The organism is Brenneria tiliae (assembly GCF_023347575.1).
Classification (GTDB): domain Bacteria; phylum Pseudomonadota; class Gammaproteobacteria; order Enterobacterales; family Enterobacteriaceae; genus Brenneria; species Brenneria corticis.
In genome coordinates this window covers 327,613-348,625 of the sequence record NZ_JAKPCB010000101.1, presented here as the reverse complement: position 1 = coordinate 348,625, position 21,013 = coordinate 327,613, and the positions used below count along the sequence as shown (strand labels likewise).

The 21,013-nt window shown below is 51.4% G+C and carries 20 protein-coding genes; 16 read left to right on the top strand and 4 right to left on the bottom strand.

Annotated features, from left to right (window positions below; all coding sequences use genetic code 11):
• Positions 1-34 precede the first annotated feature (34 nt).
• Both tdh and MFP24_RS18490 read right to left on the bottom strand, forming a co-directional pair.
• Positions 35-1,072, bottom strand: coding sequence for an L-threonine 3-dehydrogenase (tdh, locus tag MFP24_RS18495; protein ID WP_249231796.1), 1,038 nt, complete (start codon positions 1,070-1,072; stop codon positions 35-37).
• A 10-nt stretch (positions 1,073-1,082) separates the two neighbouring features.
• A complete protein-coding gene (locus MFP24_RS18490; protein WP_249231746.1) occupies positions 1,083-2,279 on the bottom strand; it encodes a glycine C-acetyltransferase in 1,197 nt (398 codons plus the stop codon).
• A gap of 258 nt (positions 2,280-2,537) precedes the next feature.
• Here MFP24_RS18490 and rfaD point away from each other — a divergent pair, with 258 nt between their 5' ends.
• The 12 genes from rfaD (at position 2,538) to MFP24_RS18430 (ending at position 15,224) form a co-directional block, all read left to right on the top strand.
• Positions 2,538-3,470: an ADP-glyceromanno-heptose 6-epimerase gene (gene rfaD / locus MFP24_RS18485; protein WP_249231745.1), complete on the top strand. Its 933-nt coding sequence runs from the start codon at positions 2,538-2,540 to the stop codon at positions 3,468-3,470.
• A 36-nt stretch (positions 3,471-3,506) separates the two neighbouring features.
• On the top strand, positions 3,507-4,559 hold the full coding sequence (rfaF, locus tag MFP24_RS18480; protein WP_249231744.1) for an ADP-heptose--LPS heptosyltransferase RfaF: 1,053 nt from the start codon (positions 3,507-3,509) through the stop codon (positions 4,557-4,559).
• Complete coding sequence (gene rfaC, locus MFP24_RS18475; protein WP_249231743.1) at positions 4,556-5,539, top strand: lipopolysaccharide heptosyltransferase RfaC; 984 nt, start codon at positions 4,556-4,558, stop codon at positions 5,537-5,539. Before rfaF ends, rfaC begins: the two co-directional genes overlap by 4 nt.
• Before the next feature lie 28 nt (positions 5,540-5,567).
• Positions 5,568-6,821 (top strand): O-antigen ligase family protein, encoded by a 1,254-nt coding sequence (locus tag MFP24_RS18470; protein ID WP_249231742.1) that lies wholly within the window; start codon positions 5,568-5,570, stop codon positions 6,819-6,821.
• Positions 6,822-7,041: 220 nt separating this feature from the next.
• Positions 7,042-8,124 (top strand): lipopolysaccharide core heptosyltransferase RfaQ, encoded by a 1,083-nt coding sequence (gene rfaQ / locus MFP24_RS18465; RefSeq protein WP_249231741.1) that lies wholly within the window; start codon positions 7,042-7,044, stop codon positions 8,122-8,124.
• Positions 8,121-9,242 (top strand): glycosyltransferase family 4 protein, encoded by a 1,122-nt coding sequence (locus MFP24_RS18460; protein ID WP_249231740.1) that lies wholly within the window; start codon positions 8,121-8,123, stop codon positions 9,240-9,242. Before rfaQ ends, MFP24_RS18460 begins: the two co-directional genes overlap by 4 nt.
• A gap of 9 nt (positions 9,243-9,251) precedes the next feature.
• On the top strand, positions 9,252-10,049 hold the full coding sequence (rfaP, locus tag MFP24_RS18455) for a lipopolysaccharide core heptose(I) kinase RfaP (RefSeq protein WP_249231739.1): 798 nt from the start codon (positions 9,252-9,254) through the stop codon (positions 10,047-10,049).
• Between the two features lie 24 nt (positions 10,050-10,073).
• Positions 10,074-11,168: a lipopolysaccharide 1,6-galactosyltransferase gene (waaB, locus tag MFP24_RS18450; RefSeq protein WP_249231738.1), complete on the top strand. Its 1,095-nt coding sequence runs from the start codon at positions 10,074-10,076 to the stop codon at positions 11,166-11,168.
• A gap of 18 nt (positions 11,169-11,186) precedes the next feature.
• Positions 11,187-12,209 (top strand): lipopolysaccharide 3-alpha-galactosyltransferase, encoded by a 1,023-nt coding sequence (waaO, locus tag MFP24_RS18445; RefSeq protein ID WP_249231737.1) that lies wholly within the window; start codon positions 11,187-11,189, stop codon positions 12,207-12,209.
• 16 nt (positions 12,210-12,225) lie between these two features.
• Positions 12,226-13,212 (top strand): glycosyltransferase family 8 protein, encoded by a 987-nt coding sequence (locus MFP24_RS18440; protein WP_249231736.1) that lies wholly within the window; start codon positions 12,226-12,228, stop codon positions 13,210-13,212.
• Between the two features lie 40 nt (positions 13,213-13,252).
• On the top strand, positions 13,253-14,188 hold the full coding sequence (locus MFP24_RS18435) for a hypothetical protein (RefSeq protein ID WP_249231735.1): 936 nt from the start codon (positions 13,253-13,255) through the stop codon (positions 14,186-14,188).
• A 115-nt stretch (positions 14,189-14,303) separates the two neighbouring features.
• Positions 14,304-15,224 (top strand): glycosyltransferase family protein, encoded by a 921-nt coding sequence (locus tag MFP24_RS18430; protein ID WP_249231734.1) that lies wholly within the window; start codon positions 14,304-14,306, stop codon positions 15,222-15,224.
• 148 nt (positions 15,225-15,372) lie between these two features.
• Here MFP24_RS18430 and MFP24_RS18425 read toward each other — a convergent pair whose 3' ends face one another.
• On the bottom strand, positions 15,373-15,726 hold the full coding sequence (locus MFP24_RS18425) for a type II toxin-antitoxin system PrlF family antitoxin (protein ID WP_136164760.1): 354 nt from the start codon (positions 15,724-15,726) through the stop codon (positions 15,373-15,375).
• 371 nt (positions 15,727-16,097) lie between these two features.
• Here MFP24_RS18425 and aldA point away from each other — a divergent pair, with 371 nt between their 5' ends.
• The 4 genes from aldA to MFP24_RS18405 all read left to right on the top strand — a co-directional run bounded on the left by aldA (position 16,098) and on the right by MFP24_RS18405 (position 19,685).
• Positions 16,098-17,537: an aldehyde dehydrogenase gene (gene aldA / locus MFP24_RS18420; protein WP_249231733.1), complete on the top strand. Its 1,440-nt coding sequence runs from the start codon at positions 16,098-16,100 to the stop codon at positions 17,535-17,537.
• 43 nt (positions 17,538-17,580) lie between these two features.
• Entirely contained in the window at positions 17,581-18,735 is a 1,155-nt protein-coding gene (gene lldD / locus MFP24_RS18415; RefSeq protein WP_249231732.1) for an FMN-dependent L-lactate dehydrogenase LldD, read from the top strand.
• A gap of 183 nt (positions 18,736-18,918) precedes the next feature.
• A complete protein-coding gene (locus MFP24_RS18410) occupies positions 18,919-19,230 on the top strand; it encodes a type II toxin-antitoxin system HigB family toxin (protein WP_249231731.1) in 312 nt (103 codons plus the stop codon).
• Positions 19,227-19,685, top strand: coding sequence for a helix-turn-helix domain-containing protein (locus tag MFP24_RS18405; RefSeq protein WP_249231730.1), 459 nt, complete (start codon positions 19,227-19,229; stop codon positions 19,683-19,685). The genes MFP24_RS18410 and MFP24_RS18405 overlap by 4 nt, the downstream gene beginning before the upstream one ends.
• 68 nt (positions 19,686-19,753) lie before the next feature.
• Here MFP24_RS18405 and MFP24_RS18400 read toward each other — a convergent pair whose 3' ends face one another.
• The gene (locus tag MFP24_RS18400; protein WP_249231729.1) at positions 19,754-20,893 is read right to left on the bottom strand and encodes a hypothetical protein; all 1,140 of its coding nucleotides are present in this window, start codon (positions 20,891-20,893) and stop codon (positions 19,754-19,756) included.
• Positions 20,894-21,013: the final 120 nt, after the last annotated feature.

Sequence of the window (21,013 nt, the reverse complement as noted above, 5' to 3'; positions counted from 1 at the left end):
TCTCCGGGCCTCGCGCAGGCTCGGAGATCTCATATCAGCCGGCGCTGTCACCCCAGTCAAGGATCACTTTACCCGCCTGGCCGGAGCGCATGGCGTCGAACCCCTGTTGAAAATCATCAATGGAAAAGCGGTGGGTGACGATCGGCGACAGATCCAGGCCGGACTGCAGCAGCGCCGACATTTTGTACCAGGTTTCAAACATTTCCCGTCCATAGATGCCCTTGATAAACAATCCTTTAAAAATTACCTCGCCCCAGTCGATCGCCATCGGCCGCGGGGGAATGCCCAGCATGGCGATACGCCCGCCGTGATTCATCGACTTTAGCATGGCGCGAAACGCGGCCGGCGCGCCCGACATTTCCAGCCCGATATCAAAACCTTCGGACATTCCCAGCTCAATCATCACCGCGGCCAGGTTTTCGCGCGCCACGTTGACCGCCCGCGTCACCCCCATTTTAGCGGCAAGCTCCAGCCGGTAATCGTTCACATCGGTAATCACCACATGGCGGGCGCCCACGTGGCGGCACACCGCCGCCGCCATAATGCCGATCGGCCCGGCGCCGGCGATCAGCACGTCTTCGCCGACCAAATCAAACGATAACGCGGTATGCACCGCATTGCCGAAGGGATCGAAGATGGCGGCCAGCTCGTCGGAAATATTGTCGGGAATGCGGAAGGCGTTATCGGCGGGAATAACCAGATATTCGGCAAACGAACCGGGGCGATTAACGCCGACGCCAAGGGTATTACGGCACAAATGGCGGCGCCCGGCGCGGCAATTGCGACAGTGTCCGCAGGTAATGTGTCCTTCGCCGGAAACGCGGTCGCCGATGCCGAACCCGCTGACTTCCTGACCGATGGCCACGATTTCGCCGACGTACTCATGTCCGACGACGATCGGGACCGGAATGGTTTTCCGCGACCATTCATCCCAGTTATAGATGTGGACGTCGGTGCCGCAGATAGCGCTCTTACGGATTTTGATCATCACGTCGTTATGGCCCAGCGCCGGCCGCGGCGCATCGGTCATCCAGATCCCCGGTTCAGCGCGTAATTTCACCAGTGCTTTCATCATCGCTCTCTCAGGCAATCACCCCCAGGCGCCGCCCCACCCGGATAAAGGCGTCGACAGCCCGCTGAACCTGTTGCGGCGTATGCGCGGCGGACATCTGGGTGCGGATGCGCGCCTGTCCGCCGGGCACTACCGGGTAAAAGAATCCCGTCACGTAAATCCCCTCGCGCTGCAACGCCCGGGCAAAGTCCTGCGCCAGCTGCGCCTCGCCGAGCATTACGGGAATGATGGCGTGGTCGGCCCCGGCCAGGGTAAAGCCCGCGTTGGTCATCTGCTCGCGGAACTGGCGGGCATTGGCCCACAGCCGCTGACGCAGCTCATCCCCCTGCGCCAGAATTTCAAGCACCCTGAGCGAGGCGGTGACGATCGCCGGGGCCAGCGAATTGGAGAAAAGATAAGGGCGCGAGCGCTGGCGCAGCCAGTCGATCACCTCGCGCCGCCCGGCGGTATAGCCGCCGGAGGCGCCCCCCAGGGCTTTGCCCAACGTCCCGGTAATAATGTCGACCCGTTTCATCACGCCGCAGTATTCGTGCGTGCCTCTCCCCCGGTCCCCGACGACACCGACCGCGTGGGAGTCATCCACCATCACCAGCGCATCGTAGCGCTCGGCCAGATCGCAGATCCCCGCCAAATTGGCGATCACCCCATCCATCGAAAAGACGCCGTCGGTGGCGATCATGATATGGCGCGCCCCCTCGGCTCTGGCCTGCTGCAGCTGCGCCTCCAGCTGATTCATATCGTTGTTGGCATAGCGGTAGCGCCGGGCTTTGGAGAGCCGGATGCCGTCGATGATCGACGCGTGATTCAACGCATCGGACAGGATGGCGTCCTCCGGACCCAGCAGCGTTTCAAACAGGCCGCCGTTGGCGTCAAAGCAGGATGAGTACAGAATCGCGTCATCCATGCCCAGGAAGTCCGCCAACCGCTGCTCCAGCCGTTTGTGAATATCCTGCGTGCCGCAGATAAAGCGCACCGACGCCATGCCGAAGCCGTGGCGGTCCAACCCCGCTTTCGCCGCCGCTATCACCTGCGCGTCGTCGGCCAGCCCGAGATAGTTGTTGGCGCAGAAATTCAGCAGATTATTCTGGTCCGCCACGGCGATTTCCGCCTGCTGCGGGGAGGTAATCAGCCGCTCTTCCTTGAAAAGCCCCTCCTGGCGGGCGGCCATAATCTGTGCGGCGAGCTGTTGATAAAAGGCGGCGGGCATAGGGATTTTCTCCGGTTAAAAGCCTGTCCGTAACCCTTAATAAGCTAGCGGAAGCCACCGGAAATGAGCGGTAAAGAGTCTGAAAATGCAATCCGCGTCACGACCCGTGGCACATTGTCTGATGCCGGTCACAGATGCGCAATTGGCGGATAGCGCAAACGCCGGGCTGCTTGCGGTAAAATGAAATGCTATTATAACGGTCATATACATAGGGTGAGGCGCGGTGCCTCACCGGCAAGATTAACAAGGGTAGATCCCATGATTATCGTTACTGGCGGCGCCGGCTTTATCGGCAGCAATATCGTAAAAGCACTCAATGACATTGGCTATCGGGATATTCTGGTTGTCGATAACCTGAAAGACGGGACGAAATTCGTCAATCTGGTGGATCTGGATATCACCGACTATATGGACAAAGAGGATTTCATCGCCAGTATCATCGCCGGCGACGACCTGGGCGATATTGACGCCGTCTTCCATGAAGGCGCCTGCTCGTCAACCACCGAGTGGGACGGCAAGTATATGATGGACAACAACTATCAATACTCCAAAGACCTGCTGCACTACTGTCTCGATCGCAATATCCCGTTCCTGTACGCCTCCTCCGCCGCCACCTATGGCGGGCGTGACGATAACTTCGTCGAAGAGCGTCAGTATGAGCAGCCGCTGAATGTCTACGGCTACTCCAAATTCCTGTTCGACCAATACATACGCGAAATCCTGCCGCAGGCCGAGTCACAGATTTGCGGTTTCCGCTACTTCAACGTCTACGGACCGCGTGAAGGGCACAAAGGCAGCATGGCGAGCGTCGCCTTCCACCTGAACAGCCAGATCAAGCAGGGCGAAAACCCGAAACTGTTCTCCGGCAGCGAAAACTTCAAACGGGACTTTATCTACGTCGCCGACGTCGCCGCCGTCAACCTGTGGTTCTGGCAAAAAGGGGTTTCCGGTATTTTCAACTGCGGCACAGGTCGGGCTGAATCATTCCAGGCCGTCGCCGACGCCACGCTGGCGTTCCATAAAACAGGCAGCGTGGAATACATCGAATTTCCCGCCAAGCTGAAGGGCCGTTATCAGGCCTATACCCAGGCGGATCTGACCAAACTGCGCGCCGCGGGTTACGATAAACCGTTTAAAACCGTCGCCGAGGGCGTGGCCGAATACATGGCCTGGCTGAACCGTACCGTTTAAGCGAACAAGGAATGAGATAAGCGGTATGAAAACAGCATGAAAATCCTGGTCATCGGCCCCTCCTGGGTAGGCGATATGATGATGTCGCACAGCCTGTATCGCACGCTTAAGGCGCAACACCCGCAGGCGGTCATTGACGTGATGGCGCCCGCCTGGTGCCGTCCTTTGCTGGCGCGCATGCCGGAGGTCAATCAGGCGCTGGCCATGCCGCTGGGCCACGGCGCGCTGGCGCTGGGCGAACGTCGCCGCCTGGGGGTCGCGCTGCGCGCCGCCCGTTACGATCGCGCCTATGTGCTGCCCAACTCGTTTAAATCCGCGCTGGTGCCCTTTTTCGCCAAGGTTGCGCAACGGACCGGCTGGCGCGGAGAAATGCGCTACGGCCTGCTGAATGATATCCGCGTGCTGGATAAATCCGCCTTTCCGCTGATGGTGCAGCGCTACGTCGCCCTGGCCTACGACGGCAACCGTATTCATAGCGCGCAGGATCTGCCGCAGCCGCTGCTGTGGCCCCGGCTACAGGTCGCATCTGAAGAAATCGCCGCGATGCGGCAAACCTTCGGTCTGAACGATGCCCGTCCGCTGATTGGCTTCTGCCCCGGCGCGGAATTCGGCCCCGCCAAACGCTGGCCGCACTATCATTATGCCGCGCTGGCGCAATCGCTGATTGCAAGAGGCTATCAGGTCGCCCTGTTCGGCTCCGCCAAGGACCACCCGGCGGGGGAGGACATTCTTCAGACGCTGACGGAAGAGTCGCGGCGTCACTGCGCCAATCTGGCCGGGAAGACCTCGCTGGAACAGGCGGTGGTGCTGATTGCCGCCTGCCATGCCGTGGTCAGCAATGACTCGGGATTAATGCACGTCGCCGCCGCGCTCGATCGTCCGCTGGTCGCCCTTTACGGCCCCAGCAGCCCGGACTTTACCCCTCCCTTGTCCCATCAGGCGCAGGTGATTCGCCTGATTAGCGGTTATCACCGGGTGCGCAAAGGCGATGCGGAGCAGGGATACCACCAAAGCCTGATCGATATTCAGCCCGAAAGCGTTCTCAGCGCGCTGGAAAAATACCTGCCGGCCGCGGGAGAAACCCCATGAGGGTGCTGATTATCAAAACGTCCTCAATGGGCGACGTGCTGCACACATTGCCGGCGCTGACGGACGCCATGCTCGCCCTGCCCGGCATTGAGTTCGACTGGGTGGTGGAAGAGGGTTTTGCCCAGATCCCCGGCTGGCACCCGGCGGTGTCGCGGGTGCTTCCGGTGGCTATCCGCCGCTGGAGAAAAAGCTGGTTCAGCGCCAAAACGCGCCGGGAACGCGCCCATTTCAAGCAGCAGCTGCGCAAATACCGCTATGACGCGGTGATCGACGCGCAGGGGTTGATAAAAAGCGCCGCGCTGGTCACCCGTCTGGCGCGCGGGAAAAAGCACGGGCTGGATTACCGCAGCGCCCGCGAGCCGCTGGCGAGCTGGTTCTATAACTACCGCCACCACGTCGGCCGCCGGCAACACGCGGTTGAACGGGTACGGGAACTCTTCGCGGCCAGCCTGCACTATAAAAAGCCGGCCGAACGCGGCGACTACGCGATTGCCGCGCGCTTTCTCGACCAGTTGCCCGCGGATGCCAACCAGTACCTGGTTTTTCTGCACGCCACCACCCGCGATGAAAAGCACTGGCCGGAATCACGCTGGCGCGAGCTGATTTCTCAGCTCGAACCCAGTGGGCTGCGCATCAAACTGCCCTGGGGCGCGGAGCATGAACATCAGCGCGCTTTGCGTCTGGCGGCTGGGTTTTCCCACGTCGAGGTGTTGCCGCGTTTAACGCTACAGCAGGTGGCGGAGGTACTGGCCGGCGCGCGAGCGATGGTTTCCGTCGATACCGGGTTAAGCCACCTGACCGCGGCGCTGGACCGCCCCAATATCACCCTGTATGGCCCCACCGATCCGGGGCTGATTGGCGGGTATGGATTGAATCAGGTGGCGGAACTGTCTGAAAATCGGCAAATGGCGGCGATTACCGCCGGGGAAGTCCGGCAAAAACTGGATCAAATGATAGACTTAACCCCATCAGGCGAGTAATCCCGCTCTCCCCTTGTTGAATAAATAGATGATCAATAATGTAGACTATGATCTGACCAGATCTTCCGGCATAAGCGCGGCCCTCGCCCCCAACGTTATTTTCCCCGGCTGTTTACTGACGTTAGCCATTATGCCGTTCAGCACCATCGTCGCCGGCTGGGTATTCTACCTGACGGGATCGCTGGCGGTTTTTTACGTCATGACGCACCTGAAAACCATCCTGGCGGCCAAACGGCTGCTGGCGATCCCGCTGTGTTTACTGGTTCTCGGCCTGAGCAACCTGGTCTGGCACCAGCAATACTATCAGCCGGATACCGCCTTTCCCGCGGTTTACGACGCTTATCAAACCTCCGCCCACGCCTGCATTCTGGGGGCGTTTATCCTGCTGACCACGCTGCATATCGCCCGGGAGAAGCAAAGATTTCAGTTCCCCTGCATTATGGCGATCTGCGCCCTGACGCTGGGCTATGCCTTTTATCAGTCGGCCTTCAGCGGCATACACCGGGTAAGCCTGATTTTCGGTCCGGCGACCAGCGCCGCCTATTTCATCACCTTTATCGGCGCGCTGAGCGCGCAGGCGCTGTTGACGCTTAATTCGCGCTATAAATATTATCTCTATCTGGCGCATTTCCTGCTGGTGACCATTGCGATCATTCTGACCGAAACGCGGGCGGCCATTTTTGTCTATCCGATCGTCGGCGCCATGATCCTGCTTTCCGAAGTTCGCCATGATAAGAAACTGTTTATCAAAGCCTTTCTGGGTTCGGTGATGACAATTCTGCTGTGTTCAGTGCTATTTCACGACACGATTAACAAACGAACCAATGACCTGCTGAACGACATACGCAGTTACAGCATGAATAACAGCAAAACCTCGGTGGGCGCGCGCATCGCCATGTACCAATCCGGTATCGAGACGGGGGAAGAGGCCCTGCTTGGGCAATCCGCCGAGCAGCGTTCAGCGCGTATTACCGCGCTGGCGGAGCAGAAGCCTCAGCTAAGCGGCGCGGTAATCTTCCTGAACGTCCACCTGCACAACGAAGCGATCGACGCCTTCTCACTCAAAGGATTGCCCGGCGCGCTGATCCTGGTGGTGTTATACGCGGCGCTGCTCTATTTCTCGTTTTTCATTCTACGCAGCCACCTCTCGGCCGCGCTCCTGTTTGCCCTGATAATGTACGGGCTCAGCGACGTGATCCTCTATTCGCGCGATATGCTGATGGCCTGGCTTATGGCCTTCTGCCTCGGCACCACGTTGACCGGCAGATGGCTGCAACGCTAACGGCGGAAATCTGCGGGCGGAACCCGTTCAGGATGATGGGTATAATCTTAATTATCGCTGTGAGAGCATAGCGGCTTTTAGTACCATAACGGCTAAAATGGCACGTCGATCTCGTGCCCGAATAACCTTGTGATAATCCGGAGCATAACCCGCAGTCCAGTGGTAGCTGTTGAGCCAGGGGCGGTAGCGTTCTGTTATTTAAGGAAAGTAAGGAAAGCGAGTGAGTCAAAAAGCCCTTCCCTATCATCGGATTCTGGTTGTGAAACTGCGCTTTCACGGCGATATGCTGCTTACCACGCCGCTTATCGGCACGCTGAAAGCCCATTATCCCGCTGCCAAGATCGATGTGCTGCTGTACGAAGACACTCGCCCCATCCTGTCGAAAAATCCGCATATCCACCATCTCTACGGCTTAAAAAGAAAAACGGCGAGCCTGCCGGAAAAAATAAAAGAGTTCATTGCGATACGAAAAACGCTTAAGCGCAATCATTACGATCTGATCGTCAATCTGGCCGACCAATGGCCCGTCGCGCTGTTAATCAAATCGCTGGCGAGCCGCAGCATCGCCATAGATCGCGGCGTTAGCCTGAAAGGGAAATGGTGGCGTTCGCTGTTCAGTGAATGCGTGCGCCCGCAGGGCGAGCATATTATCGAGCAAAATCGCTCGATGCTGGCGCCGTTGGACCTGCCGGCGGCACAGCGGAAAGAGCGCATGACCCTTGCTTACGGCGCTGAAGAGGCGGCACGCATTTTCGCTGCGCATCCGCAGCTGCTGGCGCAGCCCTACGTGGTGATTCAGCCGACGGCCAGGCAGCTGTTCAAATGCTGGGATAACGATAAGTTTGCCCAGGTTATTGATCATCTGAAACAAAAGGGATGGGAAGTCGTACTGACCTGCGGCCCGTCGTCGGACGATCTCGACGTGGTCCGCGACATTTACGCCCAGTGCAGGCATAAGCCGGATATCACCCTCGCCGGCAAAACCAGCTTCCTGGAACTGGCCGCGTTAATCGACAAAGCGGTGCTTTATATCGGCGTGGATTCGGCGCCGATGCATATGGCTGCGGCGTTGAACACCCCCGCCGTATGCCTGTTTGGTCCTACCGACCATAAGAAATGGCGGCCCTGGTCGGATAACAGCATCGTTATCTGGGCGGGAGATTATCAGGCCATGCCGGAGCGGCGGCATCTCGACCGAAGCCGCAAGTACCTCTCCTGCATCCCCGCTCAGGACGTGATCCAGGCGGCGGAAAGCCTGGTTGCCGCCCGCCCCTCGCCGGCGGGCAATAAGGAATCGCCATGAATATTGCCATCTGCCTGTATAAGTATTTTCCTTTCGGCGGACTACAGCGTGACTTTTACAGTATTGCCCAGGCCTGCGTCACGCAGGGGCACCGCGTCCGCGTTTATGTGCTGTCGTGGCAAGGCGAAAAACCGGATAACCTGGAGATTATTCTGGTGCCCGCATCCGGCATCAGCAACCATACCCGCAACCGCCGCTATGCCGAGTGGGTGCGGCGCCATTTGCAGCAGCACCCGGTCGATCGCGTGGTGGGCTTTAATAAAATGCCGGGGCTGGATTTCTACTATGCGGCCGACGTGTGCTACGCGGAAAAGGTGGCGCAGGAAAAGGGGTGGCTCTACCGCCTGACGCCGCGCTACCGCCATTACGCCGCGTTTGAGAAAGCGGTATTCGAACGCGCCGGCCACACCAAAATGCTGATGCTGACCCAGCGCCAGATTGCGGATTTTAAAAAGCATTACGCCACGCAGGACGAACGCTTCTTTATTCTGCCGCCGGGCATCGCGCTCGACCGCAAATACGATCGCCGGGCGCCCGATAGCCGCCAGACATTCCGCCGCGCGCAAGGCATTGATGAAAACGCCGTCGTCCTGCTTCAGGTCGGTTCCGATTTCAAGCGCAAAGGCGTGGAGCGCAGCATTCGGGCCATCGCCAGCCTGCCGGAGGAACTCCGCCGGCGCGTGGTGTTCCTGGTTGTCGGACAGGATAAACCCGAGCGCTACCGGTCGCTGGCCGCCCAGTCGGGCATTGGGGAAAATGTACGCTTTTTCTCCGGGCGCGATGATATTGCCGACTTTATGGCCGCCGCCGACCTGCTGCTGCACCCGGCTTATCAGGAAGCCGCCGGCATCGTACTGCTGGAAGCGATTACCGCCGGATTACCGGTGATGGTTACCGAGGTGTGCGGCTATGCTTTCTATATCGACAAGGCGCAGGCGGGGCGCGTCATCCCTTCGCCCTACCGTCAGGACGCCCTGAACGACGCCCTGCGGGACGCGCTGAGCGCGCCGGACAGCTTACGTAACTGGGCGCACAATGCCCGCCATTTCGCCGATAGCGAAGATTTATACAGTTTGCCGCAGAAAGCAGCCATGCTGATTTCAGGCGACGATGAGTAAATGAGCAGCATGATTGAATTAAAACCACCTTTCGCTTCTTTATGGAAAAACAGAGATCCCTTTAAAGAAGTCGACAAACTCGACGGCGATATATTTCGGGCGCTTGAAAGCCGGCGAACCTTGCGTTTCACCCTGGGCGACCAGTCGTATTTTATCAAAATACACCGCGGCACCACGCTGAAAGAGGCGCTTAAAAACCTGGTTTCGCTCAGGCTGCCGGTATTGGGCGCCGACCGCGAGTGGCATGCCATCCACCGCCTGTCTGAAGCGGGCGTGGATACCATGCGCGGCGTGGGTTTTGGTCAGCGCGGATTAAATCCGTTGCATCGCCACTCTTTTATCATCACGGAAGATCTTAACCCGTCGATCAGCCTGGAAGACTACTGCGCCGAGTGGCCGCGCCGCCGCCCGCTGTTGCGGGAAAAAAGAGCGATTATCCGCCGGGTGGCGGAAATGGTGCGCAAGATGCACGCCGCCGGCGTCAATCATCGCGATTGCTATATCTGCCACTTTTTACTCCACCTGCCCTATACGCGGGGCAGCGACGAGCTGAAAATATCGGTTATTGATTTGCACCGCGCGCAGATAAGAAAAAAAGTCCCTGCCCGCTGGCGAAATAAAGACCTGATCGGACTGTATTTTTCGTCGCTTGATATCGGGTTGACGCAAACGGATATTTTTTATTTCCTAAAAGTTTATTTTAATCAACCGCTAAACAAGATATTGGAAAGTGAAAAAGCCCTGCTCGGCGAAGCAAAAATTAAAGCAGAGAAGATAAAACGTAGAACCGAGCGCAAGTCGCTTTAATTCACCCAAGATAACATCACGACTATGAAAGTACTGTTTGTTGGCGAGGCCGTATCCGGTTTTGGCGGTATTGAAACCGTAATACAAAAGGTTACCGGTTTTCTAAGCGATGATACGGAAACAAAAAACGATTACATGCTCTATTTCCTCTGTCGCGACGACAGAATGGACAAAGGCTGGCTGGCGGGTAAAAACGCCGTTTATGCATATTCAACTATTAAAATCTCGTTTGTAAGACGGCTGCAGTATATTTACGCGCTCCGCCGTTACATTGAGAAAAATACCCCCGAGATCGTTATCGCTTTTGACGCGCCTTCCTGTCGTATCGCTTCGCAGGCCATTCAGCGTAGCCAGAAAACGATCCCGCTTATCTCATGGGTCCATTATTCACTCGATCACAAAAAGCACGCCGGGCGCGTGCTCGCCGCTGACCATCATCTTGCGATCAGTTCTGGTATCAAACAACAGTTAATAAATCGTGGCGTGCCGGCCGAACGTATCTCGGTGATTTTTAACCCCGTCATACCCCAGACGACGGTAATTCCTCGCCCTGCCAGTAGCGATAATGCCATCTTTATCTACGTCGGCCGCCTTAAATTTGAAGGCCAGAAACGCCTTAAAGATATGCTTGACGCACTTTCCGGTCTGACGGGCAATTGGGAATGTCATTTTATCGGCGATGGTTCTGATGCGGCGGTTTGTAAAGACTATGCGCAAAAACAAGGGATTGGCGAGCGTGTATACTGGCACGGGTGGCAGTCTGATCCCTGGGATTATATTCAAAAAAATATCAAATGCGTCTCCGCCTTCGTCATGAGCTCCGCTTTCGAAGGGTTACCCATGACGCTACTTGAAGCCATGTCTTATGGTATTTACTGTATCAGCAGCGACTGCCCTTCCGGGCCAGGAGATATCATCAGAAACGGCGTTAACGGACAACTCTATCCACCCGGTTCAACGGCTTCTCTGCGCGATATATTACAGGCCATCATAAACCGGGAGCCTATGCCGACAGCGGAGCAGATAAAGTCCTCCATTCGCCACTTTTATAGTGATACTTACTACCGGGCGATGAAAAAAATCATTAATGCAGTTATTCACCGTCAGATTATCCGATAATCATAAAATGGACTCATTATGTATTTTAAAAAAGATGATGTGATTACGAAAACTGTCAGCTTCTCATTTTTACCCTCCGATTCTGATAAAGAAGCCCTGAATATTTCTTTTGGCACGGATAAAAACTTCTTATTTGGTTGTGCAGTTTCAATTGCTTCGATTCTGCTGAAGAATAGCGAGCGGCCGCTCTCTTTTCATGTATTTACTGACACGCTCGATCAAGAAAACCAGGATAGATTCAACGCACTGGCAGAACAATATAGTACGTCGATTACCCTATATATCGTCAACTGTGACTGGTTGAAAAGTCTCCCGAGCACCAAGAATTGGTCATATGCCATTTATTTCCGTTTTATCGCCACTGATTATTTTTATAACCGGCTGGATAAAATAATCTACCTTGATTCGGATATTGTTTGTAACGGTTCGCTTCAGGAGCTGGCCGATCTGGATATCAGCACTTATATTGTCGCTGCCGTTGCTGAAGGTGGAGGTCCGTGGTGGGAAAAACGTGCCCGTAGCCTGAAGACTCCCGAGATTAAAAATGGTTATTTCAACTCTGGCGTTTTGTTGATTAATCTGAATAACTGGCACAAAAACAGTATCACCACAAAAACGATGACGATGCTGACAGATAAAGATACTGCCAAAAGGGTATCCTTTCCTGACCAGGATATTCTTAATATCCTGCTGCATGAGCATGTTCTTTTTCTTGATAAAAAATATAATACACAGTTCAGCATCAACTATGAATTAAAATGTAAAAGTGATGAAAATTATCCTCATCCTATAAACGATAACACCATTTTTATTCACTATATTGGACCAACAAAGCCTTGGAATGAATGGGCGGAATACGCCAGCTCTCGTTATTTTTATACCGCTAAAGAGCATTCTCCATGGAAAGATGTGCCTTTGGAAAAGGCAACCTCTGCAAATCAACTCAGATATTGCGCCAAGCATTACTTCCATAAAAAAAAGGTGCTTTCATCGTTTATTACTTACCTTAAATACTTCAAGAAGAAGCTATTTACACGATAATATTCAAGAGAAAAAAATGTATTTCAATAAAGAAATCATCATCGAAAAAACTATAGAAATCATAGGTAATAATACCGATGATGCTTTTTTTAACGTTGCCTACGGCATAGATAAGAACTTTATTTTTGGCGCGGCGATTTCTGCAACATCGATTGTCATTAATAATGATATACCTTTATCCTTTCACTTTTTCACTGACTACATCAATGATGATGTCACTCATAGATTCAAGTCTATGGCTGATAAATTTCATATCAACATTCATATATACAAAGTAAATACCAAACAGTTAGATGACCTTCCTCAAAATAGATGGCCATGTTCTGCCTACTTCAGACTTATCGCTTTTGATTATTTAAGCAGCACTATTGATTCTTTGTTATATTTAGATGCCGATGTGATGTGCAAGGGCAGTATTGAAGAATTATCAAAGCTTGAATTTAACTCTTCTATCTGTGCAATTGTGCCTGATATTACTGCAACGCAAGAGCAGTGCGCTATTCGATTAGGAAAACCAGAAATAAAAGAGCATTACTTCAATTCAGGCGTTATGTTTACTAATTTAAAAAACTGGGAACTTAATCAATTAACACAAAAGACAATCTCATTTATCAAAGAAAACACGGCGCTTAGATACCCAGATCAAGATGCGCTTAACATACTTCTATACGGGAAGACCATTATTCTCCCTAGAAAATTCAACTGCATCTACAGTATTAAAAGTGAACTAAAAGACAAGACGCATCAGGCTTATAAAAAAATCATCAATGATGAAAGCGTTTTTATTCACTATGTAGGCACCACAAAACCGTGGAACGAGTGGGGGCAATATCCCTCAACCGTTTTCTTTGGACAAGCTTATGAACAATCAACCTGGCGAGATATTCCACTTACCAAAGCGGTAACGCCTATCCAGTGGAAGAAAAAATCAAAACATGAATTTAGAAAAGGGAAACTTATAAACGGGATAGTCAGTAGAATAAAATACATTAGAGTAAAGTAATAAAGAATAATCCCAAAGTGAAATTTCCGGCAACCATAATATGAATATAACATCTGTTGTAATAATTTATAATTCAGCGCTAAAAGATTCTGATACGCTGAAAAGTCTCTTAAAATGTAAACTTGAAAATATAAAGCTAAATATTTGCGTTTGGAATAATGGTCCTTCATTGTTGCAGGAAAATGATATCTCAGACTTCTTATCAAGATGTACAGAAAACGGCTTTAATGTAAAAATATATCAGGATATCAGAAACTTATCCTTATCGAAAATTTATAATTTTTTCATTAACAATGAAAAATTTGATTTCATTACCATTCTGGATCAAGATTCTCATTTACCAATCGATTATTATACGAAAATAGCAACCCATCATGGTGCTGATATTGTTACACCCAAAATCATCGCGGAAAAGAATGGGATTAGCGTACAAACCGATCCTCATCTTTATGGTGATATCAATCTTATGATCGATGAAGGTAAGGTCGGGATGAAAATAGACTCGGTGATGTCAGGTCTTGCTTTATCTAAACAGGGTATTGATAAGATAATGGCGTTCAGGGGCTATGTTTTCGAGGAAAAACTGGCATTTTATGGTATTGATAGTGATCTATTCAGAATAATCAATATAATGACTGAGAATAATAAACCACTGGATATATATTGTGCTAATTCTATTGGCCACTCCTTTGCCATGTTTAGCCCGGAAAACAAAAAAAATAGCTTCCGCCTAATGGAAATTTTTTATCTTAAATCGTTTATCAGAAACGAATATCAAAAAAAATCAAAAGCAAGCACTATATACATTTATCTAAGAGATTTTTTGAGAGGGAAAATAGATTTTCACAGGATGAAAAACTTACTTATTTTTACTATGAATAATATTCATCCGCGTTCAAAAATCGAAATAGATAAAAAAACCGCACTCACACATGAGATTCAAAATAAAAATGGTGACGATATTATCAATATATGAAAATCAATATATTAATAAAATAAATACAACGTCTTAAATACACCAAGGCATTATATACCGCTCACTCAAAGTGTGAATTATGAAGCATTAAAGCCAACGCTATCAGACAAAGATTATGAATCCTATAAAATTAAATGCGGTTGTAGTTTTATATAACTCTAAACTCGAGGACTCACTGACTATAAATTCGATCTTTAAGTCAGATCTTTCTGGTGCGGAATTAAAATTATTAATATGGAATAATGGTAAATACCTGTTAGATAACAATGACATAGATAATTATATTAACAGTTGCGCACAAAAAGGAATCACATCGGAAATTTATCAAGATACGAGAAACATTTCATTAAGCAAAATATATAACTATTTCATTAAAAAATCAGATTACGAATTTATATCGATATTTGATCAGGATACACGTATAAATAAATGCTTCTTCCAAAATATAATAAAAAACGAAGACTTTGACCTTATTTGTCCAGAAATATATTTATCAAATAAAAACAATATAAAAAGCAGTCCCGTTTATAACACAGCAAGGGTTAATACTGATTTTGTTCAACTTGGTGATTTTAATGCTAATGCCATTTTTACTTGTTCATCAGGTTTATCATTTTCCTCCAAGTTAATTCATCAGATACTAGAAAAGCATGGATTTATATTTAATGAACAATATGCATTTTATTGGATCGATCATGATTTTTTAGAAAGATTAAAAGATTTTGATTTTGTAAAAGGGAAGTGCATAGGAAAGATATACCATGATATGTCTGGTGCAGGCATTGAATTTCACTCTATGAAAGAATCAGCAAAATTGGAACATGGATATGGGAAGATATTACGAAGAATAAACAATGGCAATAAATCAAATGTTATAAGAAACATTATTTATGCGATTAAGTACGCTTTAAAAGCGAAATGCTCGATAAAAAACATGTTAAGCATTATTCAATGCGCACTATATAAAAAACATCCAAGATCAAAATTTAAAATAAATAATAATATAAAACCAACCCACTTTTACTATCGTAAATAAAAAAACCTGCAATAACTTTATAGCCATCCGGGCTTTCCGCCTTTAATTTTTCAACCTCCTTCCTCAATTCCTCCAACTGCCGAATAAACAGCGGGTGCGCCAGAACATACCATCCGTTGATATTATATGTTTTCCCGTCCATACATTATCAATCCTCATCATCCGATAATGGTGAATCCAGATCTCCCCATTCCACACCGGCGACAAGCCCACCGATGCGATCCACCAGTTCAGCAGATAACGGCTGAAGCGATGTGGCCGGATTGGCCGCGATATCACGAGCCAGGAATTCAAGAAAACGACCAATAACGGGGTCGGCCTCGTCATCGTTTTTACGGGGAATCAATACATCGCCGTTCGGCAATACGCGGTACTGAATACGATCCACGCCTTTTTTTAAATTCAGGGTACGCAGGATCGTGGCCGGAATGGTGGTCTGCCCACGTTCCGTGATTTTTGATTCGCAGATATCCACCGGTTTAAGTTCAGTTAGTGCAGCCATAATATTGGCTCCTCCGCTATCTGCCGTTTAAAGTAATGCATCTTCATTACCAATGCAAATGCATTATCTCCCACCGCACAGACTATATCCCACGAAAAATAGGGAACTTATTCATTGCTAACCCGATGATATTGCCATCAGGAATGGGCTGCCGATAAGTGTCCCTCACACCGCTCCCTGCCGCGAAAATTTGCAAAAATGTTACATCAAACGGGGCGACCATGAAATTTTTGCCATTTCCCGACGTTAAATGGCAGTCACGCAAAGGTAAAAGTCTGCCGGAGAGAGCAGGATGCTAAAATATTACAAAAAAGAACCAACTTATTAACATTCCGTTCATCAACGCCATCCTGACTTTGGAGACTGTTTACATGACCACCATTCAGAAGCATATGTACATCAACGGTGAATTTGTCGAAAACCGCAGCGGGAAGTGGATTGACGTGGTGAATCCGGCGACCGAGCAGGTGATTTCGCAGATCCCGGAAGGCACGACGGACGATGCCAAAAGAGCCATTGACGCGGCAGAAATCGCCCAGCCCGGCTGGGAAGCGCTGCCGGCGGTAGAGCGCGGCGTCTGGCTGCATAAAATCGCCGACGGCATCCGCAGGCGTGCCGCCGAACTGACGGACACCATTATCGCCGAAGGCGGAAAAACCCACGCGCTGGCGCAGACCGAAGTGTTGTTCACCGCCGATTATCTGGATTATATGGCGGAATGGGCGCGTCGTTACGAAGGGGAAATCATCCAGAGCGACCGCCCGAACGAGAACATTTTTGTGTTCCGCAAAGCCATCGGCGTCACCACCGGTATTCTGCCGTGGAATTTTCCGTTCTTCCTGATCGCCCGCAAGGCCGCGCCGGCGCTGATCACCGGCAATACCATCGTTATCAAGCCCAGTGAAATTACGCCCAACAACGCGATAATCTTCGCCGAGATCGTTCATAACATCGGTCTGCCCAAGGGCGTACTGAACATCGTCACCGGCTTCGGCCCCACCGTGGGACAAGAGCTGGCCGCTAACCCGAAGGTCGGCATGGTCAGTCTGACCGGCAGCGTCGCCGCGGGCATCGCCACCATGACCGCCGCGGCGCAGAACGTCACCAAAGTGTCGCTGGAACTGGGCGGCAAAGCGCCGGCTATCGTGATGAATGACGCCGATCTGGATCTGGCGGTGAAGGCCATTGTCAGCTCCCGCGTCATCAACAGCGGGCAGGTGTGCAACTGCGCGGAGCGCGTTTACGTGCAGCAAGAGGTGTACCCCGAATTTATCTCCCGCCTTAGCGAGGCGATGAAGCAAGTGACCTTTGGCGATACCGCGCAGCAAAAAGAGCTGGATATGGGGCCGTTGATCAGCGAGGCGGCGTTGCAGCGGGTGGAGGACAAAGTGGCGAAAGCCGTGTCGCAGGGGGCGAAAGTGTTGCTCGGCGGCCAGCGCGCAGGCGGCATTGGTTATTTTTACCCGCCGACGCTGCTGGTGGACGTTAAACAGGAGATGCCGATTATGCATGAAGAGGTGTTCGGCCCGGTGCTCCCGGTGGCGACATTCGCCACGCTGGAAGAGGCGATCGCCATGGCCAACGATAGCGAATACGGCCTGACGTCGTCGATCTATACGCAAAATATCAACACCGCGATGCAGGCGCTGAAGCAGCTGAAATTCGGCGAAACCTATATCAATCGCGAGAATTTCGAGGCGATGCAGGGTTTCCATGCGGGGTGGCGTAAATCGGGCGTCGGCGGCGCCGACGGTAAACACGGCCTGCAGGAATATCTGCAAACGCACGTGGCTTATCTGCAATTCCATTAAAGGTCATGCCGTTAACCCAAGAAAAAGATAACGAGAAACCACGATGATCATTTCCGCTTCAACGGACTACCGCGCGGCGGCGCAGCGCAGGCTGCCGCCGTTTCTGTTTCACTACATTGACGGCGGCGCGTATAACGAGCATACCCTCAGACGCAATACCGCCGATCTGGCCGATATCGCGCTGCGCCAGCGCATACTGAAAAACATGTCCGAGCTAAGTCTGGAGACGCAGTTATTCGGCGAGAAGCTGGCGATGCCGGTGGTTCTGGCCCCCGTGGGACTGACCGGCATGTACGCCCGACGCGGCGAAGTGCAGGCCGCGCGCGCGGCGGCGCAAAAAGGCATTCCGTTTACCTTGTCCACCGTCTCGGTCTGCCCCATCGAGGAAGTGGCGCCCGCCATCGACCGGCCCATGTGGTTTCAGCTTTACGTATTGAAAGATCGTGGTTTTATGCGCAACGCGCTGGAGCGCGCGCAGGCGGCGGGCGTGAAGACGCTGGTCTTTACCGTGGATATGCCGGTGCCGGGAGCGCGTTATCGCGATGCGCACTCCGGGATGAGCGGCCCGAATGCATCGGCCCGCCGTTTATGGCAGGCGGTGACGCATCCGCGGTGGGCGTGGGACGTCGGCCTGAACGGCAAACCGCACGATCTCGGCAACGTCTCCGTCTATCGCGGGAAACCGACCACGCTGGAGAATTATATCGGCTGGCTGGGCGCGAACTTCGATCCCTCCATTTCGTGGCAAGATTTGGCGTGGATCCGTGAATTCTGGACCGGCCCGATGATCATCAAAGGCATTCTCGACCCGGAGGACGCCAGAGAGGCGGTGAAATTCGGGGCGGATGGCATTGTGGTTTCCAACCATGGCGGCCGCCAGCTCGACGGCGTGCTGTCGACGGCGCACGCCTTGCCGGCGATCGCCGACGCGGTGAAAGGCGACATCACCATTCTGGCGGATTCCGGCATTCGCACCGGGCTGGACGTGGTGCGCATGATTGCGCTGGGCGCGGACGGCGTGCTGCTGGGACGCGCCTTTGTCTATGCGCTGGCGGCCGCGGGAGAGGCGGGCGTGGTCAACCTGCTGAGTCTGATCGAAAAAGAGATGCGCGTGGCGATGACGCTGACCGGGGCCAAATCCATCGCCGAAATCGGCGCGGACTCGCTGGCGTACGGCGCATCACCGGGCGTTCGCTAAACGGAGTTGGGCGCGCCGGCGCCTTTTCTTGCTGTGAGCGCTACCATTCGGTCAGCGTCGAGGTTGTTGGCTCCCAAAAGGTTAACCAAGTGCGAGTCGATGCGTTTTGTTTTCATCTTGAAAAGATTAAACATTGGGCGCATACTGTTTTCAAGATGAAAATAACGGCAGGGAAGCGCCAAATTGCATGTAATTAGCAGGCTGCCATTCAACGAGGCAGCATTGAAATATCCAAACAGCGCCACAGCACTTTTTGACTTGCTGAGCATTTTGGAAAAACAGACGTTTACCAGCCCGGATGAAATGAGGAAGCAGTTCCCATCACTGGATAACTTCAAGTACCGGAACAAATGGTGGGTTATTGATGTTTCAGGCAATACGCTGCGACTCATGGCTTTCATTGATTACAGATTGCAGAAAGTTTTCGTCAAGCACATCGTCACCCATGCCGAATACGACAAACTGACGAAAAGCTACAGAGAGCACAAAGAATGACCCATATCACGTTCACTCATGATGATAAAAGCAATGCGGCAAGTGCCGAAAGCATGATCAATGCATTCGCTCAGGCGGTAAAAAACATTCCCCTGCTGAACGGCGTGTATAGCGAAAGCGAATACAAAAACGCGCTCGCACTAATCGAATACATGATCGACCGGGACGACCTCGAAAATCCGCTTTTTGAGCCTCTCGCCGCCAAGATTGCCGAGTATGAAAGCACCGCGCCGGAGTTCGCTGCAATGAACCTGCGGTTAGATAATATTCAGAATGGCGTTGCGGTTGTACGTACTATTATGGATCAGTACGGCTTGAAAGCGGCCGACCTGGCTGCGGAACTAGGTTCCAAATCCAACGTGAGCAATATTCTCAGCGGGCGCCGCGCATTAACCGTTCAGCACATCAAAGCTCTCTCTTTGCGTTTTAACGTGCCGGCGGATGCGTTTATTTAATTCTTTTTATTATGCTTTCAATATCCATTTGTTAATGGCGTTATATCGAACCAGGAATAAGCTCAGGGTTAAAGCTTGCCCGCCACAACTTTTTGACTCAGCGACTCCAGCCGTCTGAGCAACGCCTTTCGTTTTTTATGCTGCTCGATAAAACTTAGGTAGGGGGAAATAAATTCCGCCAAGGCTTCATTAATCTGATAAGCATCAAATAACTCTCGCAGAATAGAAGCAGCCTGGTCATACCCACTGGCATATCCTTGCTGCGTATGCGTTATCACATCGTCCCAGTATGCTGTCCGTGCCGCAAAAACCGCATTCAGCCGTATACGTCTTTCAAGCTGCTCTTGAGCCTGGCGTTTTTCTTCAGCCGCGAGCTGTTCCTGATTTATTTCATCACTGGCTAACTGCCAATATTCCTGTAACGATAAGGTATTCAGCCAATATTGGTAATCCTGCTTTTCCCGTGGGTTTCGGAGCAAAGCGCGTACCTGGGGCAGTGCTAACCGACCTTGTTCAAAAAGCAGACACAACAATCGGTCTTTATCGGCGGGAGATAGCTCTGCCACCTGCTGTTCAGGGGAAAGCGCTTTCGTATCAACAACGATCAGCGGTGAGGATTTCAACAGCATGCTCAAGGCTCTGACCGCTTCTAACGGGATATTGAAAAGTTCAGCGAATGCCAATTGCGCCTCGGTTAATTTGTTAAAGTCGAACGCGATTAACGGTAGTTTATCCAGATCCTCACCGTCATAAGCTCGACTCAACCAAGGTAAATATAAGACGCGATAATCCCCCGCCAGCAATTCGGCGCGCAATGCACTTAAATGTGAAAGAAATGCCTCCGCGTCTTCATCCTGTCGATAGCGTTCATCTTCATCCAGAGAAAACGTGAGTAGCTGATAGTCTTTATCTTCTGTAATGGAAACCATGACGTCATCGTCTATCGCCATAAATTCCTGTGGCAGCGTGCCAAAGGGTAATTTCAGATAGGCAATCACCTGCCCCCAATTGGCGTAATAAAAACCGATATCAAAATACTTCATCATCAGTTTACCGGGGTCTGCTTTTAAGTCGCCATAATGGTAATAAACCGTAAAGGCGCTCGAGTCGATCTCGGCTCGGCTTGAGAAAGTCCGTAGCTGACGTCGTTGCTCGGGAGACAAAACGCCATCCTGACGCTCAAATCGATAGTATTGATATTCACCCATTATTCACTCGTCATCATCCATTTGGTTTTTATTGATGAGAGAAGCCTTGTATACCTTTGGCATGTGCTTTCACTTGATGTCTCAACATTTAATACGGAAATCGTTATGCAGATGTTGCCA

Bases quoted from the DNA above. Each gene is read 5' to 3' on its own strand.
- tdh (WP_249231796.1), bottom strand. From the start codon at position 1,072: ATGAAAGCACTGGTGAAATTACGCGCTGAACCGGGGATCTGGATGACC.
- MFP24_RS18490 (WP_249231746.1), bottom strand. From the start codon at position 2,279: ATGCCCGCCGCCTTTTATCAACAGCTCGCCGCACAGATTATGGCCGCC.
- rfaD (WP_249231745.1), top strand. From the start codon at position 2,538: ATGATTATCGTTACTGGCGGCGCCGGCTTTATCGGCAGCAATATCGTA.
- rfaF (WP_249231744.1), top strand. From the start codon at position 3,507: ATGAAAATCCTGGTCATCGGCCCCTCCTGGGTAGGCGATATGATGATG.
- rfaC (WP_249231743.1), top strand. From the start codon at position 4,556: ATGAGGGTGCTGATTATCAAAACGTCCTCAATGGGCGACGTGCTGCAC.
- MFP24_RS18470 (WP_249231742.1), top strand. From the start codon at position 5,568: ATGATCAATAATGTAGACTATGATCTGACCAGATCTTCCGGCATAAGC.
- MFP24_RS18460 (WP_249231740.1), top strand. From the start codon at position 8,121: ATGAATATTGCCATCTGCCTGTATAAGTATTTTCCTTTCGGCGGACTA.
- rfaP (WP_249231739.1), top strand. From the start codon at position 9,252: ATGATTGAATTAAAACCACCTTTCGCTTCTTTATGGAAAAACAGAGAT.
- waaB (WP_249231738.1), top strand. From the start codon at position 10,074: ATGAAAGTACTGTTTGTTGGCGAGGCCGTATCCGGTTTTGGCGGTATT.
- waaO (WP_249231737.1), top strand. From the start codon at position 11,187: ATGTATTTTAAAAAAGATGATGTGATTACGAAAACTGTCAGCTTCTCA.
- MFP24_RS18440 (WP_249231736.1), top strand. From the start codon at position 12,226: ATGTATTTCAATAAAGAAATCATCATCGAAAAAACTATAGAAATCATA.
- MFP24_RS18435 (WP_249231735.1), top strand. From the start codon at position 13,253: ATGAATATAACATCTGTTGTAATAATTTATAATTCAGCGCTAAAAGAT.
- MFP24_RS18430 (WP_249231734.1), top strand. From the start codon at position 14,304: ATGAATCCTATAAAATTAAATGCGGTTGTAGTTTTATATAACTCTAAA.
- MFP24_RS18425 (WP_136164760.1), bottom strand. From the start codon at position 15,726: ATGGCTGCACTAACTGAACTTAAACCGGTGGATATCTGCGAATCAAAA.
- aldA (WP_249231733.1), top strand. From the start codon at position 16,098: ATGACCACCATTCAGAAGCATATGTACATCAACGGTGAATTTGTCGAA.
- lldD (WP_249231732.1), top strand. From the start codon at position 17,581: ATGATCATTTCCGCTTCAACGGACTACCGCGCGGCGGCGCAGCGCAGG.
- MFP24_RS18405 (WP_249231730.1), top strand. From the start codon at position 19,227: ATGACCCATATCACGTTCACTCATGATGATAAAAGCAATGCGGCAAGT.
- MFP24_RS18400 (WP_249231729.1), bottom strand. From the start codon at position 20,893: ATGGGTGAATATCAATACTATCGATTTGAGCGTCAGGATGGCGTTTTG.